At 65.7% G+C, this 17,257-nt stretch carries 1 pseudogene; it reads left to right on the top strand.

The window, feature by feature from the left end:
* Positions 1 to 25 precede the first annotated feature (25 nt).
* Positions 26 to 17,174: pseudogene (locus ISN39_RS38080) on the top strand (amino acid adenylation domain-containing protein); the annotation flags it as partial.
* Between the last annotated feature and the right edge of the window lie 83 nt (positions 17,175 to 17,257).

Here is a 17,257-nt window from a genome sequence, read left to right as displayed (position 1 = left end):
CATTCTGTTCCACCATCTGCTGGCAACCCGGGGCGATCCCTATCTGCTGGTCTCGCAGATGGCGTTCGCCGACCGTGGCCTGCTTGAGCGCTATCTTGGCGCGGTTCAGCAAGTCGTGGCCCGGCACGACATTCTGCGCACCGCCTTTGTCTGGGAAGGGCTGTCCAACCCGGCGCAGGTGGTCTGGCGCACTGCACCGCTGGATGTGGTCGAGGTTGAGCTGGATGCAGATGGGGGTCCTGGCCATGAGCAGTTGAAGCGCCGTTTCGATCCACGTCAGCATCGTATTGATCTCGGCCGGGCGCCATTGATGCGGTTCGTGATCGCCGTCGAACCAGATAGTGACCGTTGGCTGCTGCTGGAGCTGCAGCATCATCTGATCGGGGATCACACGACGTCGGAGGTGCTGCATTCCGAGGTCGAGGCGGTGCTGGGGGGCCGAGGGCATGAGCTGGGCACGCCGCAGCCGTTCCGCAATCTGATCGCACAGGCCCGACTGGGGGTCGGTGTGGAGGCGCATGAGCAGTTCTTCCGATCGCAGTTGTCGGATATCGACGCGCCGACGACGCCGTTTGGGCTGAGCGAGGTCTATGGTGATGGCATCGGGTCTCACGAGGCGCGGCGGATGTTGCCGCAGGCGCTGCACGACCGGCTGCGCAGCCAGGCACGACGGCTCGGGGTGAGCCTTGCGAGCCTTTGCCATCTGGCCTGGGGGCAGGTGGTGGCGCGTGCAAGCGGCCGTGAGCAGGTGGTGTTCGGCACGGTGCTGTTCGGCCGCATGCATGCGGGTGCCGGCGCCGACCGGGCGATGGGCCTGTTCATGAACACCCTGCCATTGCGTCTGGATCTGGACGGGACGGGGGTCGAGGCGAGCGTTCGGGCCACACATGCGCGGCTGGCTGAGCTTCTGGCGCACGAGCATGCCTCGCTGGCGCTGGCACAGCGCTGCAGCGGGGTTGCCGCACCGGCGCCGCTGTTCAGCGCGCTGCTGAACTACCGCCACAATGCGCCGGCGGCCGTGTCGGGTGCTGCCGCTGCGGTGGCTGATGTTCTGTCCGGCGCGGAATGGCTGGGCGGCGAGGAGCGCACCAACTATCCGCTGACCCTGTCGGTGGAGGATTACGGCCAGTCGTTCGGTCTGACGGCGGAGGCGGCCGAGCCGATCTCTGCGGATCGGGTCTGCGGCTACATGCAGCAGGTGCTCGAGCATCTGGCCGAGGCGCTGGAGCGGACGCCGGACATGCCGGTGCGGGAACTGGAAGTTCTGTCATCCGACGAGCGGTCTTATCTGTTGGAGGAGTTGAACCGGACTGCGGCCGATTATCCGTCGGACGTTTGCGTCCACGAACTGTTCGAGGCGCAGGTGCAGCGTGCGCCGGATGCCGTGGCGGTGGTTCATGAGGACGAGACGCTGAGCTATGGGGAACTGAATGCCCGTGCCAACCGGCTGGCCCATCACCTGATCGGGCTGGGTGTCAGGCCGGATCAGCCGGTGGCGATCTGCCTGGAGCGCAGCCCGGCGATGGTGGTGGGACTGCTGGCGATCCTCAAGGCGGGCGGCGCCTATGTTCCGCTGGACCCGGCCTATCCGTCGGCGCGGCTGCGGCAGGTGCTCGAGGATGCCGCGCCGCGGCTGTTGCTTTGCGATGCCGCCGGTCGCGCAGCACTCGGCGCCGAGGCGCTGGCGGCCGTGAGTGTGGTCGACGTGGATGCGGCAATACCCGCCTGGGCGGATGCGCCATCTTCCGACCCCGACCCGCAGGCGCTCGGCCTGACCGCACGCCATCTCGCCTATGTCATCTACACATCCGGTTCAACCGGAACACCAAAAGGCGTCATGATCGAGCATGGAAACTTGGTGAATTTCTTCCATGCTCTTTCACATGTAATGAGCATCTCAGAGCAGGATTCGTTCCTAGCTATCACGACCATTTCGTTTGATATCGCGGGGCTGGAGCTCCATCTTCCATTGAGCACGGGAGCCACTGTCGTCCTAGCTAGCAGCAAGGATACTACGGATGCCATGGCGTTGCAGCGTCTTCTTGCTCATCACAAGATTTCTGTAATGCAGGCCACCCCAGCGACGTGGCGCATACTACTGGATGCCGACTGGCAAGGGACACCGCACTTAAGAGCGCTGTGTGGAGGTGAAGCGTTACCCGCCAATCTGTCGTCGCGTCTTGGTAGAGGAGTGAAGTCTCTTAAAAATCTTTACGGTCCCACCGAAACAACGATCTGGTCATCCAGTTTTCCTATTGACGTAAGGATTGGGGTACCTCAGCAAAACGTTCCGATCGGCCGTCCGATTGCCAATACGCGGCTTTATGTTCTTGACGGCCATGGTGCGCCCGTGCCGTTCGGGGCGGTGGGCGAGCTTTACATCGGCGGGGCAGGCGTAGCACGTGGCTACCTGAACCGCCCCGAGCTGACGGCGGAGCGTTTCCTGCCTGATCCGTTCTGCGGCGCGGCTGGGGGGCGGATGTACCGGACCGGGGATCTGGGGCGGTATCTGCCGGACGGCAATCTGGAGTTCCTCGGCCGCAACGACGAGCAGGTGAAGATCCGCGGCTTCCGCATCGAGCCGGGCGAGATCGCCGCGCGGCTTGGCGAGCATGCCTGGGTGCGCGAGGCGGCGGTGGTGGCGCGCCAGGACCGCGCCGGCGACAAGCAGCTTGTCGCCTATGTCGTGTGCGCGCCCGAGGCCGGATCGGACGACGAGGATGGAAGCCGGCTGGCCGGCGCCTTGCGCGCGCATCTGGGCGGGCGGCTGCCGGACTACATGGTGCCGTCGGCGTTCGTGCGGTTGGAAGCACTGCCTTTGACGCCGAACGGCAAGCTCGACCGCAAGGGGCTGCCTTCGCCGGAGGACGACGCCTATGCGCACCGCACCTATGAGGCGCCGCGCGGCGAGATCGAGACGGCGCTGGCAGAGATCTGGGCGGAGCTTCTCGGGGTCGAGCGGGTCGGCCGCCACGACAACTTCTTCGAGCTCGGCGGACATTCCTTGCTGGCGGTGCAGCTCTCGAGCCGGCTGTCGCAGGCTGTTGGCGTCGCGCTGCCGCTGACGAGGCTGTTCGCCAGGCCGGTGCTGGCCGATCTGGCGCTGACGATTGCGGCGTTGAGTAGTTCCGATTCACAGCGACAACCGGCCATCGCCCCAATCGGGCGTGATGGGCCGCTTGTGCTGTCGTTTGCGCAGCAGCGGCTATGGTTTTTGGCGCAGCTGGACGAGGGCAGCACCAACTATCACATTCCGCTGGCCTTGCGGCTGCGTGGTGGGCTCGACCGCACCGCCTGGCAGCGCAGCCTTGACCGTTTGTTTGCCCGTCATGAGGCGCTGCGCAGTGTCTTTGTCGCACCGGAGGGCAAGCCCCGGGTTGAGGTTCTGCCGCCGGAGGCGGGGTTGCCGGTGCTGGAGCACGATCTGCAGGGCCGGCCGGATGCTGAGGCGGCGCTTCTGGATCTGTGCCATGAAGAGGCGCGCACGCCATTCGATCTTGCGCGCGGGCCGCTGATCCGCGGGCGTCTGATCCGGATGTCGGATGCGGAGCACGTCTTCCTGCTGACCCAGCATCATATCGTCTCGGACGGCTGGTCGATGGGCGTGCTGATGCGTGAACTCAGTCAGCTTTACCGGGCGTTTGCGGCTGGAGAGGACGATCCTTTGCCGCCGCTGGCGATCCAGTATCCGGATTATGCCGCCTGGCAACGCCAATGGCTGTCGGGGGAACGGCTGCAGAGCCAGGCGCAGTATTGGCGCGACGCCCTGTCCGGCGCTCCGGCCCGACTTGCCTTGCCGACGGACCGTGCGCGGCCGGCCCAGCAGTCGTTTGCCGGGGCCAGTGTGCCTGTTGTCATCGATGCGGACCTGACGCGGGGGCTGAAGCGGCTGAGCCGGCAGCATGGCACGACCTTGTTCATGACGGTGCTGGCGGCCTGGGCGGCGGTGCTGTCGCGTCTGTCGGGGCAGGACGACCTTGTGATCGGCGTGCCGAGCGCCAATCGCGGCCGGCGCGAGATCGAAGAGTTGATCGGCTTCTTCGTCAACACCCTGGCGCTTCGGGTCGACCTGTCGGGCGAGCCTGATGTGTCGGAGCTTCTGGAACGGACGCGGCGCACGGCCCTGGCTGCGCAGGAGCATCAGGACCTGCCGTTCGAGCAGGTGGTGGAGATCGTCAAGCCGCCCCGGCATCTCGATCACACGCCGCTGTTCCAGGTGATGTTGGCCTGGCAGAACAACGCCGTCGGGTCGTTCGACCTTGCCGGGCTGAGCGTGGAGGCGGCCGGGGACGGGCTCGATCAGGTCAAGTTCGATCTGGAGCTGAACCTTGGTGAGCATGGCGAGGTCATCGCCGGGACGTTTGGCTATGCCACGGCGCTGTTCGATGAAGCGACGATCGAGCGGCAGCGTGGTTATCTGCTGGCGCTGCTGCGGGCGATGGTTGCCGATGCCGACCAGCCGGTCGGCCGCATCGACATCCTGCCGGCCGCCGAGCGCAGCTATCTGCTGGAGGATCTGAACCGGACGGCGGCCGATTATCCGTCGGACGGTTGCGTCCACGAACTGTTCGAGGCGCAGGTGCAGCGTGCGCCGGATGCCGTGGCGGTGGTTCATGAGGACGAGACGCTGAGCTATGGGGAACTGAATGCCCGTGCCAACCGGCTGGCCCATCACCTGATCGGGCTCGGTGTCAGGCCGGATCAGCCGGTGGCCATCTGCCTTGAGCGCAGTCCGTCGATGGTGGTGGGACTGCTGGCGATCCTCAAGGCGGGCGGCGCCTATGTTCCGCTGGACCCGGCCTATCCGTCGGCGCGGCTGCGGCAGGTGCTCGAGGATGCCGCGCCGCGGCTGTTGCTTTGCGATGCCGCCGGTCGCGCCGCACTCGGCGCCGAGGCGCTGGCGGCCGTGAGTGTGGTCGACGTGGCTGCGGCAATACCCGCCTGGGCGGATGCGCCATCTTCCGACCCCGACCCGCAGGCGCTCGGCCTGACCGCACGCCATCTCGCCTATGTCATCTACACATCCGGTTCAACCGGAACACCAAAAGGCGTCATGATCGAGCATGGAAACTTGGTGAATTTCTTCCATGCTCTTTCACATGTAATGAGCATCTCAGAGCAGGATTCGTTCCTAGCTATCACGACCATTTCGTTTGATATCGCGGGGCTGGAGCTCCATCTTCCATTGAGCACGGGAGCCACTGTCGTCCTAGCTAGCAGCAAGGATACTACGGATGCCATGGCGTTGCAGCGTCTTCTTGCTCATCACAAGATTTCTGTAATGCAGGCCACCCCAGCGACGTGGCGCATACTACTGGATGCCGACTGGCAAGGGACACCGCACTTAAGAGCGCTGTGTGGAGGTGAAGCGTTACCCGCCAATCTGTCGTCGCGTCTTGGTAGAGGAGTGAAGTCTCTTAAAAATCTTTACGGTCCCACCGAAACAACGATCTGGTCATCCAGTTTTCCTATTGACGTAAGGATTGGGGTACCTCAGCAAAACGTTCCGATCGGCCGTCCGATTGCCAATACGCGGCTTTATGTTCTTGACGGCCATGGTGCGCCCGTGCCGTTCGGGGCGGTGGGCGAGCTTTACATCGGCGGGGCAGGCGTAGCACGTGGCTACCTGAACCGCCCCGAGCTGACGGCGGAGCGTTTCCTGCCTGATCCGTTCTGCGGCGCGGCTGGGGGGCGGATGTACCGGACCGGGGATCTGGGGCGGTATCTGCCGGACGGCAATCTGGAGTTCCTCGGCCGCAACGACGAGCAGGTGAAGATCCGCGGCTTCCGCATCGAGCCGGGCGAGATCGCCGCGCGGCTTGGCGAGCATGCCTGGGTGCGCGAGGCGGCGGTGGTGGCGCGCCAGGACCGCGCCGGCGACAAGCAGCTTGTCGCCTATGTCGTGTGCGCGCCCGAGGCCGGATCGGACGACGAGGATGGAAGCCGGCTGGCCGGCGCCTTGCGCGCGCATCTGGGCGGGCGGCTGCCGGACTACATGGTGCCGTCGGCGTTCGTGCGGTTGGAAGCACTGCCTTTGACGCCGAACGGCAAGCTGGACCGCAAGGGGCTTCCGGCTCCGGAGGGCGATGCTTATGTGCGCCGCACCTACGAGGCGCCGCAGGGCGGGATCGAGACGGCGCTGGCCGGGATCTGGGCGGAGCTCCTCGGGGTCGAGCGGGTCGGACGCCACGACCACTTCTTCGAGCTCGGCGGCCACTCCTTGCTGGCGGTGCAGCTCTCGAGCCGGCTGTCGCAGGCTGTTGGCGTCGCGCTGCCGCTGACGAGGCTGTTTGCCAGGCCGGTGCTTTCCGATCTGGCGGCAAGCATCGTCGAGGCGTTGAGCCGCGCCGGTCCGCAAGAGCTGCCGGCGATTGCGGCCGTGTCGCGTCATGAGCCGCTTGTGCTGTCGTTTGCGCAGCAGCGGCTATGGTTTTTGGCGCAGCTGGACGAGGGCAGCACCAACTATCACATTCCGCTTGCCTTGCGGCTGCGTGGTGGGCTCGACCGCACCGCCTGGCAGCGCAGCCTTGACCATTTGTTTGCCCGTCATGAGGCGCTGCGCAGTGTCTTTGTCGCACCGGAGGGCAAGCCCCGGGTTGAGGTTCTGCCGCCGGAGGCGGGGTTGCCGGTGCTGGAGCACGATCTGCAGGGCCGGCCGGATGCTGAGGCGGCGCTTCTGGATCTGTGTCATGAAGAGGCGCGCACGCCATTCGATCTTGCGCGCGGGCCGCTGATCCGCGGGCGTCTGATCCGGATGTCGGATGCGGAGCACGTCTTCCTGCTGACCCAGCATCATATCGTCTCGGACGGCTGGTCGATGGGCGTGCTGATGCGTGAACTCAGTCAGCTTTACCGGGCGTTTGCGGCTGGAGAGGACGATCCTTTGCCGCCGCTGGCGATCCAGTACCCGGATTATGCCGCCTGGCAACGCCAATGGCTGTCGGGGGAACGGCTGCAGAGCCAGGCGCAGTATTGGCGCGACGCCCTGTCCGGCGCTCCGGCCCGACTTGCCTTGCCGACGGACCGTGCGCGGCCGGCCCAGCAGTCGTTTGCCGGGGCCAGTGTGCCTGTTGTCATCGATGCGGACCTGACGCGGGGGCTGAAGCGGCTGAGCCGGCAGCATGGCACGACCTTGTTCATGACGGTGCTGGCGGCCTGGGCGGCGGTGCTGTCGCGTCTGTCGGGGCAGGACGACCTTGTGATCGGCGTGCCGAGCGCCAATCGCGGCCGGCGCGAGATCGAAGAGTTGATCGGCTTCTTCGTCAACACCCTGGCGCTTCGGGTCGACCTGTCCGGCGAGCCTGATGTGTCGGAGCTTCTGGAACGGACGCGGCGCACGGCCCTGGCTGCACAGGAGCATCAGGACCTGCCGTTCGAGCAGGTGGTGGAGATCGTCAAGCCGCCCCGGCATCTCGATCACACGCCGCTGTTCCAGGTGATGTTGGCCTGGCAGAACAACGCCGTCGGGTCGTTCGACCTTGCCGGGCTGAGCGTGGAGGCGGCCGGGGACGGGCTCGATCAGGTCAAGTTCGATCTGGAGCTGAGCCTTGGCGAGTGCGATGAGGTCATAGCCGGAACGTTTGGTTATGCCACGGCGCTGTTCGATCAGGCGACGATCGAGCGGCAGCGTGGTTATCTGCTGGCGTTGCTGCGAGCGATGGTTGCTGATGCCGGGCAGCCGGTCGGTCGCATCGAGCTGCTGTCATCCGACGAGCGGACCTATCTGCTGGAGGATCTAAACCGGACGGCGGCCGATTATCCGTCGGACGTTTGCGTCCACGAACTGTTCGAGGCGCAGGTGCAGCGTGCGCCGGATGCCGTGGCGGTGGTTCATGAGGACGAGACGCTGAGCTATGGGGAACTGAATGCCCGTGCCAACCGTCTTTCCCATCACCTGATCGGGCTTGGTGTCAAGCCGGACGACCGTGTGGCCATCTGCCTTGAGCGCAGTCCGTCGATGGTGGTGGGACTGCTGGCGATCCTCAAGGCGGGCGGCGCCTATGTTCCGCTGGATCCCGCCTATCCGTCGGCGCGGCTGCGGCAGGTGCTCGAGGATGCCGCACCGCACCTGCTGCTTTGCGATGCGGCCGGCCGCGCAGCACTCGGCCCGGAGGCGACGGCCGATCTGACGGTGATCGATCTGGAGACGGCGACCCCGGCCTGGGCCGAACTGCCGGCCTCGGACCCAGACCCGAGCGCCCTTGGCCTGAGCCCGCGCCATCTCGCCTATGTCATCTACACCTCAGGCTCCACCGGAACCCCAAAGGGCGTCATGGTCGAGCATGCCAGCACCGTCAACCTGCTGCATTGGAGCAGCGGCGTGTTTGCGGAGTCAGAGATCAGCCGCACGCTGTTTTCTACCTCGATCAGTTTTGATTTGTCCGTCTATGAGTGCTTCGTTCCGCTGTCGCAAGGAAGCACGCTTTATCTTGTCGAGGATGCACTGGCGCTGGCGCAGACGCCCTTGGATGTCTCCTTGATCAACACGGTCCCCTCGGCGATCGCCGCTCTGGTCGACAAGCAAGCCGTGCCGGCTTCGACAAGCGTCATCAATTTGGCGGGTGAGCGGCTGAAGGCAGATCTGATCGAGAGGGTCTTCGAGAGCAGTGGCGTAGAGAAGATCTGTAATCTGTACGCTCCATCCGAGACGACGACGTACTCGACCTGGATTTGCATGCCGAGGGGAGAGGCTGTCGTTGAGACGATTGGCCGTCCGATTGCCAACACGCGGGTGTATCTGCTGGACGGTCATGGTGCGCCGGTTCCGTATGGAGCGGTCGGGGAGTTGTATATCGGGGGTGCCGGTGTAGCGCGTGGCTACCTCAACCGCCCCGAGCTGACGGCGGAGCGTTTCCTGGCCGATCCGTTCAGCGATGAGGCAGGGGCCCGGCTGTACCGGACCGGCGATCTGGGGCGCTATCTGCCGGACGGCAATCTGGAGTTCCTCGGCCGCAACGACGACCAGGTGAAGATCCGCGGCTTCCGCATCGAGCCGGGCGAGATCGCCGCGCGGCTTTGCGAGCACGCCTGGGTGCGCGAGGCGGTGGTGGTGGCGCGCCAGGATCGCGCCGGCGACAAGCACCTTGTCGCCTATGTCGTGTGTGGACCCGAGGCCGGATCGGACGACGACGATGGAAGCGGGCTGGCCGGCGCCTTGCGCGCGCATCTGGGCGGGCGGCTGCCGGACTACATGGTGCCGTCGGCGTTCGTGCGGTTGGAAGCACTGCCTTTGACGCCGAACGGCAAGCTGGACCGCAAGGGGCTTCCGGCTCCGGAGGGCGATGCTTATGTGCGCCGCACCTACGAGGCGCCGCAGGGCGAGATCGAGACGATGCTGGCCGGCATCTGGGCGGAACTGCTCGGTGTCGAGCGGATCGGCCGCCACGACCACTTCTTCGAACTCGGCGGACACTCGCTCCTGGCGGTGCGCTCGTTCAGCCGGCTGTCGCAGGCCGTAGGCGTCGAGCTGCCGCTCAGGACGCTGTTCTCCAAGCCGGTGCTGGCCGATCTGGCGCTGACGATTGCGGCGTTGAGTAGTTCCGATTCACAGCGACAACCGGCCATCGCCCCAATCGGGCGTGATGGGCCGCTTGTGCTGTCGTTTGCGCAGCAGCGGCTATGGTTTTTGGCGCAGCTGGACGAGGGCAGCACCAACTATCACATTCCGCTGGCCTTGCGGCTGCGTGGTGGGCTCGACCGCACCGCCTGGCAGCGCAGCCTTGACCGTTTGTTTGCCCGTCATGAGGCGCTGCGCAGTGTCTTTGTCGCACCGGAGGGCAAGCCCCGGGTTGAGGTTCTGCCGCCGGAGGCGGGGTTGCCGGTGCTGGAGCACGATCTGCAGGGCCGGCCGGATGCTGAGGCGGCGCTTCTGGATCTGTGTCATGAAGAGGCGCGCACGCCATTCGATCTTGCGCGCGGGCCGCTGATCCGCGGGCGTCGGATCCGGATGTCGGATGCGGAGCACGTCTTCCTGCTGACCCAGCATCATATCGTCTCGGACGGCTGGTCGATGGGCGTGCTGATGCGTGAACTCAGTCAGCTTTACCGGGCGTTTGCGGCTGGAGAGGACGATCCTTTGCCGCCGCTGGCGATCCAGTATCCGGATTATGCCGCCTGGCAACGCCAATGGCTGTCGGGGGAACGGCTGCAGAGCCAGGCGCAGTATTGGCGCGACGCCCTGTCCGGCGCTCCGGCCCGACTTGCCTTGCCGACGGACCGTGCGCGGCCGGCCCAGCAGTCGTTTGCCGGGGCCAGTGTGCCTGTTGTCATCGATGCGGACCTGACGCGGGGGCTGAAGCGGCTGAGCCGGCAGCATGGCACGACCTTGTTCATGACGGTGCTGGCGGCCTGGGCGGCGGTGCTGTCGCGTCTGTCGGGGCAGGACGACCTTGTGATCGGCGTGCCGAGCGCCAATCGCGGCCGGCGCGAGATCGAAGAGTTGATCGGCTTCTTCGTCAACACCCTGGCGCTTCGGGTCGACCTGTCGGGCGAGCCTGATGTGTCGGAGCTTCTGGAACGGACGCGGCGCACGGCCCTGGCTGCACAGGAGCATCAGGACCTGCCGTTCGAGCAGGTGGTGGAGATCGTCAAGCCGCCCCGGCATCTCGATCACACGCCGCTGTTCCAGGTGATGTTGGCCTGGCAGAACAACGCCGTCGGGTCGTTCGACCTTGCCGGGCTGAGCGTGGAGGCGGCCGGGGACGGGCTCGATCAGGTCAAGTTCGATCTGGAGCTGAGCCTTGGCGAGTGCGATGAGGTCATAGCCGGAACGTTTGGTTATGCCACGGCGCTGTTCGATCAGGCGACGATCGAGCGGCAGCGTGGTTATCTGCTGGCGTTGCTGCGAGCGATGGTTGCTGATGCCGGGCAGCCGGTCGGCCGCATCGATATCCTGCCGGCCGCCGAACGCAGCTATCTGCTGGAGGATCTGAACCGGACGGCGGCCGATTATCCGTCGGACGGTTGCGTCCACGAACTGTTCGAGGCGCAGGTGCAGCGTGCGCCGGATGCCGTGGCGGTGGTTCATGAGGACGAGACGCTGAGCTATGGGGAACTGAATGCCCGTGCCAACCGGCTGGCCCATCACCTGATCGGGCTCGGTGTCAAGCCGGACGACCGTGTGGCCATCTGCCTTGAGCGCAGTCCGTCGATGGTGGTGGGACTGCTGGCGATCCTCAAGGCGGGCGGCGCCTATGTTCCGCTGGACCCGGCCTATCCGTCGGCGCGGCTGCGGCAGGTGCTCGAGGATGCCGCGCCGCGGCTGTTGCTTTGCGATGCCGCCGGTCGCGCAGCACTCGGCGCCGAGGCGCTGGCGGCCGTGAGTGTGGTCGACGTGGATGCGGCAATACCCGCCTGGGCGGATGCGCCATCTTCCGACCCCGACCCGCAGGCGCTCGGCCTGACCGCACGCCATCTCGCCTATGTCATCTACACATCCGGTTCAACCGGAACACCAAAAGGCGTCATGATCGAGCATGGAAACTTGGTGAATTATTCACGGTGGTCAGATGACAGCTATTACCAAGGAGCAGTGAATGGTTCACCCATACTACATTCACTAAGCTTCGACGGCATTATTACAACCCTATTCGGCCCCCTATTGGCGGGTGCCAGACTTCATCTTCTAGAGCCAACTGCTCAACTTGATGCACTTGTCACTATGAAGGATGGCCAACCCTATGATCTCGTTAAACTAACGCCTTCACATCTGAGCATGCTCAACAAGCGCCTTCAGGGGTACGTAGGACCACCGCCGACGAGCGCACTGATGGTTGGTGGTGAAGCGCTGATTCCCGAAGACATAAAGTTTTGGCAAGAGCGCTTTCCAGATGTGCGTCTAATCAATCATTTTGGTCCGACAGAAGCCACGGTTGGATGTGCCACATTCGAAATATCGAATGTTATCAAAGGGCTCAATTCGATCCCGATCGGCCGTCCGATTGCCAACACGCGGGTGTATCTGCTGGACGGTCATGGTGCGCCCGTTCCGTATGGAGCGGTCGGGGAGTTGTATATCGGGGGTGCCGGTGTAGCGCGTGGCTACCTCAACCGCCCCGAGCTGACGGCGGAGCGTTTCCTGGCCGATCCGTTCAGCGATGAGGCAGGGGCCCGGCTGTACCGGACCGGCGACCTGGGGCGGTATCTGCCGGACGGCAATCTGGAGTTTCTGGGCCGCAACGACGACCAGGTGAAGATCCGCGGCTTCCGCATCGAGCCGGGCGAGATCGCCGCCCGGCTTTGCGAGCACGCCCGGGTGCGCGAGGCGGCGGTGGTGGCGCGCCAGGACCGCGCCGGCGACAAGCACCTTGTCGCCTATGTCGTGTGTGGACCCGAGGCCGGATCGGACGACGACGATGGAAGCGGGCTGGCCGTCGCCTTGCGGGCGCATCTGGGCGGGCGGCTGCCGGACTACATGGTGCCGTCGGCGTTCGTGCGGTTGGAAGCACTGCCCTTGACGGCGAACGGCAAGCTCGACCGCAAGGGGCTGCCGGCGCCGGCCGACGAGGCCTATGCGCGGGCGGCCTATGCGGCGCCGCAAGGCGAGATCGAGACGGCGCTGGCCGGGATCTGGGCGGAGCTCCTGGGGCTGGAGCGGGTCGGACGCCACGACCACTTCTTCGAACTCGGCGGCCACTCGCTCCTGGCGGTTCAATTGATGGAGCGGCTGCGGCGGCTGTCGCTGGGGGTGGAGGTGCGCACCCTGTTCGCCAGGCCGGTGCTGGCCGATCTGGCCGCCAGCCTGGGCAGCCATCACGAGGTGGCGGTGCCTGCCAACCTGATCACCGAGGAGAGTACGGCGATTACGCCGCAGATGCTGCCGCTCATCGATCTGACCCAGGAGGAGATCGACCGGATCGTCGCCACGGTTCCCGGCGGTGTCGGCAACATCCAGGACATTTATGGCCTGTCGCCGCTGCAGGACGGCATTCTGTTCCACCATCTGCTGGCCAGCCGGGGCGATCCCTATCTGCTGGTCTCGCAGATGGCGTTCGCCGACCGTGGCCTGCTTGAGCGCTATCTTGGCGCGGTTCAGCAAGTCGTGGCCCGGCACGACATTCTGCGCACCGCCTTTGTCTGGGAGGGGCTGTCCAACCCGGCGCAGGTGGTCTGGCGCACTGCACCGCTGGATGTGGTCGAGGTTGAGCTGGAGGGCTGTGATGGTTCCGGCGCCGATGAGCTCAGGCGGCGGTTCGATCCGCGTCAGCATCGTATTGATCTCGGCCGGGCGCCATTGATGCGGTTCGTGATCGCCGTCGAACCAGATAGTGACCGTTGGCTGCTGCTGGAGCTGCAGCATCATCTGATCGGGGATCACACGACGTCGGAGGTGCTGCATTCCGAGGTCGAGGCGGTGCTGGGGGGCCGAGGGCATGAGCTGGGCACGCCGCAGCCGTTCCGCAATCTGATCGCACAGGCCCGACTGGGGGTCGGTGTGGAGGCGCATGAGCAGTTCTTCCGATCGCAGTTGTCGGATATCGACGCGCCGACGACGCCGTTTGGGCTGAGCGAGGTCTATGGTGATGGCATCGGGTCTCACGAGGCGCGGCGGATGTTGCCGCAGGCGCTCAACGATCGGCTGCGGCAACAAGCGCGGCGGCTGGGGTGAGCCTGGCGAGCCTTTGCCATCTGGCCTGGGGGCAGGTGGTGGCGCGTGCAGCAGCGGCCGTGAGCAGGTGGTGTTCGGCACGGTGCTGTTCGGCCGCATGCATGCGGTGCGGGCGCCGACCGGGCGCTGGGCCTGTTCATCAACACCCTGCCTGTGCGGCTCGACCTCGACGGGACCGGGGTCGAGGCGAGCGTGCGGACACCCATGCGCGGCTTTCCGAGCTGCTGGCGCACGAGCATGCCTCGCTGGCGCTGGCGCAACGCTGCAGCGGGGTTGCGGCGCCGGCGCCGCTGTTCAGCGCGCTGTTGAACTACCGTCACACACGCCGGCGGCCTGTCCGGCTCCGGAACGGACGATGTCCTGTCGGCGTGGAATGGCTGGGCGGCGAGGAACGCACCAACTATCCGCTGACCCTGTCGGTGGAGGATTTTGGCGAGGCGCTCGGCCTGACGGCGCAGGTGGTGGAGCCCGTGTCTGCGGATCGGGTCTGCGGCTACATGCAGCAGGTGCTCGAGCAATTGGCCGAGGCGCTGGAGCATGCCCCTAATAGGCCGGTGCGCGAGCTCGACATCCTGCCGGCCGCCGAACGCAGCTATCTGCTGGAGGATCTGAACCGGACGGCGGCGGCCTATCCGTCGGAGCGGTGCATCCACGAGCTGTTCGAGCAGCAGGTGCAAAAAGCGCCGGAGGCGGTGGCGGTGGTCCATGAGGACGAGCGCCTGAGCTATGGCGAGCTCAACGCGCGGGCCAACCGGCTGGCCCATCACCTGATCGGGCTGGGTGTCAGGCCGGATCAGCCGGTGGCGATCTGCCTGGAGCGCAGCCCGGCGATGGTGGTGGGTCTTTTGGCGATCCTCAAGGCGGGCGGCGCCTATGTTCCGCTGGATCCCGCCTATCCGTCGGCGCGGCTGCGGCAGGTGCTCGAGGATGCCGCACCGCACCTGCTGCTTTGCGATGCGGCCGGCCGCGCAGCACTCGGCCCGGAGGCGACGGCCGATCTGACGGTGATCGATCTGGAGACGGCGACCCCGGCCTGGGCCGAACTGCCGGCCTCGGACCCAGACCCGAGCGCCCTTGGCCTGAGCCCGCGCCATCTCGCCTATGTCATCTACACCTCAGGCTCCACCGGAACCCCAAAGGGCGTCATGGTCGAGCATGCCAGCACCGTCAACCTGCTGCATTGGAGCAGCGGCGTGTTTGCGGAGTCAGAGATCAGCCGCACGCTGTTTTCTACCTCGATCAGTTTTGATTTGTCCGTCTATGAGTGCTTCGTTCCGCTGTCGCAAGGAAGCACGCTTTATCTTGTCGAGGATGCACTGGCGCTGGCGCAGACGCCCTTGGATGTCTCCTTGATCAACACGGTCCCCTCGGCGATCGCCGCTCTGGTCGACAAGCAAGCCGTGCCGGCTTCGACAAGCGTGATCAATTTGGCGGGTGAGCGGCTGAAGGCAGATCTGATCGAGAGGGTCTTCGAGAGCAGTGGCGTAGAGAAGATCTGTAATCTGTACGCTCCATCCGAGACGACGACGTACTCGACCTGGATTTGCATGCCGAGGGGAGAGGCTGTCGTTGAGACGATTGGCCGTCCGATTGCCAACACGCGGGTGTATCTGCTGGACGGTCATGGTGCGCCGGTTCCGTATGGAGCGGTCGGGGAGTTGTATATCGGGGGTGCCGGTGTAGCGCGTGGCTACCTCAACCGCCCCGAGCTGACGGCGGAGCGTTTCCTGGCCGATCCGTTCAGCGATGAGGCAGGGGCCCGGCTGTACCGGACCGGCGATCTGGGGCGCTATCTGCCGGACGGCAATCTGGAGTTCCTCGGCCGCAACGACGACCAGGTGAAGATCCGCGGCTTCCGCATCGAGCCGGGCGAGATCGCCGCACGGCTTGGCGAGCACGCCTGGGTGCGCGAGGCGGTGGTGGTGGCGCGCCAGGACCGTGCCGGCGACAAGCACCTTGTCGCCTATGTCGTGTGTGGACCCGAGGCAGGATCGGACGACGACGATGGAGGCGGGCTTGCCGGCGCCTTGCGGGCGCATCTGAGCGGGCGGCTGCCGGACTACATGGTGCCGTCGGCGTTCGTGCGGATCGAAGCACTGCCCTTGACGCCGAACGGCAAGCTCGACCGCAAGGGGCTGCCTTCGCCGGAGGACGACGCCTATGCGCACCGCACCTATGAGGCGCCGCGCGGCGAGATCGAGACGGCGCTGGCAGAGATCTGGGCGGAGCTTCTCGGGGTCGAGCGGGTCGGCCGCCACGACAACTTCTTCGAGCTCGGCGGACATTCCTTGCTGGCGGTGCAGCTGATGGAGCGGCTGCGGCGGCTGTCGCTCGGGGGGAGGTGCGCACCCTGTTCGCCAGGCCGGTGCTGGCCGATCTTGCCGCCAGCCTTGGCAGCCATCACGAGGTGGCGGTGCCTGCCAACCTGATCACCAAGCAGAGTACGGCGATTACGCCGCAGATGCTGCCGCTCGCCGAATTGACCCAGCCGGAGATCGATCGGATCGTGGCGACGGTTCCCGGTGGCGTCGGCAATATCCAGGACATTTATGGCCTGTCGCCGCTGCAGGACGGCATTCTGTTCCACCATCTGCTGGCAACCCGGGGCGATCCCTATCTGCTGGTCTCGCAGATGGCGTTCGCCGACCGTGGCCTGCTTGAGCGCTATCTTGGCGCGGTTCAGCAAGTCGTGGCCCGGCACGACATTCTGCGCACCGCCTTTGTCTGGGAAGGGCTGTCCAACCCGGCGCAGGTGGTCTGGCGCACTGCACCGCTGGATGTGGTCGAGGTTGAGCTGGATGCAGATGGGGGTCCTGGCCATGAGCAGTTGAAGCGCCGTTTCGATCCACGTCAGCATCGTATTGATCTCGGCCGGGCGCCATTGATGCGGTTCGTGATCGCCGTCGAACCAGATAGTGACCGTTGGCTGCTGCTGGAGCTGCAGCATCATCTGATCGGGGATCACACGACGTCGGAGGTGCTGCATTCCGAGGTCGAGGCGGTGCTGGGGGGCCGAGGGCATGAGCTGGGCACGCCGCAGCCGTTCCGCAATCTGATCGCACAGGCCCGACTGGGGGTCGGTGTGGAGGCGCATGAGCAGTTCTTCCGATCGCAGTTGTCGGATATCGACGCGCCGACGACGCCGTTTGGGCTGAGCGAGGTCTATGGTGATGGCATCGGGTCTCACGAGGCGCGGCGGATGTTGCCGCAGGCGCTCACGACCGGCTGCGCAGCCAGGCACGACGGCTCGGGGTGAGCCTGGCGAGCCTTTGCCATCTGGCCTGGGGGCAGGTGGTGGCGCGTGCAAGCGGCCGTGAGCAGGTGGTGTTCGGCACGGTGCTGTTCGGCCGCATGCATGCGGGTGCGGCGCCGACCGGGCGATGGGCCTGTTCATGAACACCCTGCCATTGCGTCGATCGACGGGACGGGGTCGAGGCGAGCGTGCGGCCACACCATGCGCGGCTGGCTGAGCTGCTGGCGCACGAGCATGCCTCGCTGGCGCTGGCGCAACGCTGCAGCGGGGTTGCCGCCGGCGCCGCTGTTCAGCGCGCTGTTGAACTACCGCCACACGCCGGCGGCCGTGTCGGCTGCGCTGCGGTGGCTGATGTGTCCGCGCGGAATGGCTGGGCGGCGAGGAGCGCACCAACTATC

The organism is Rhizobium sp. 007, from assembly GCF_015353075.1.
In the GTDB taxonomy this organism is placed as follows: Bacteria; Pseudomonadota; Alphaproteobacteria; order Rhizobiales; family Rhizobiaceae; genus Rhizobium.
This window is presented reverse-complemented; position numbering and strand designations above follow the sequence as displayed.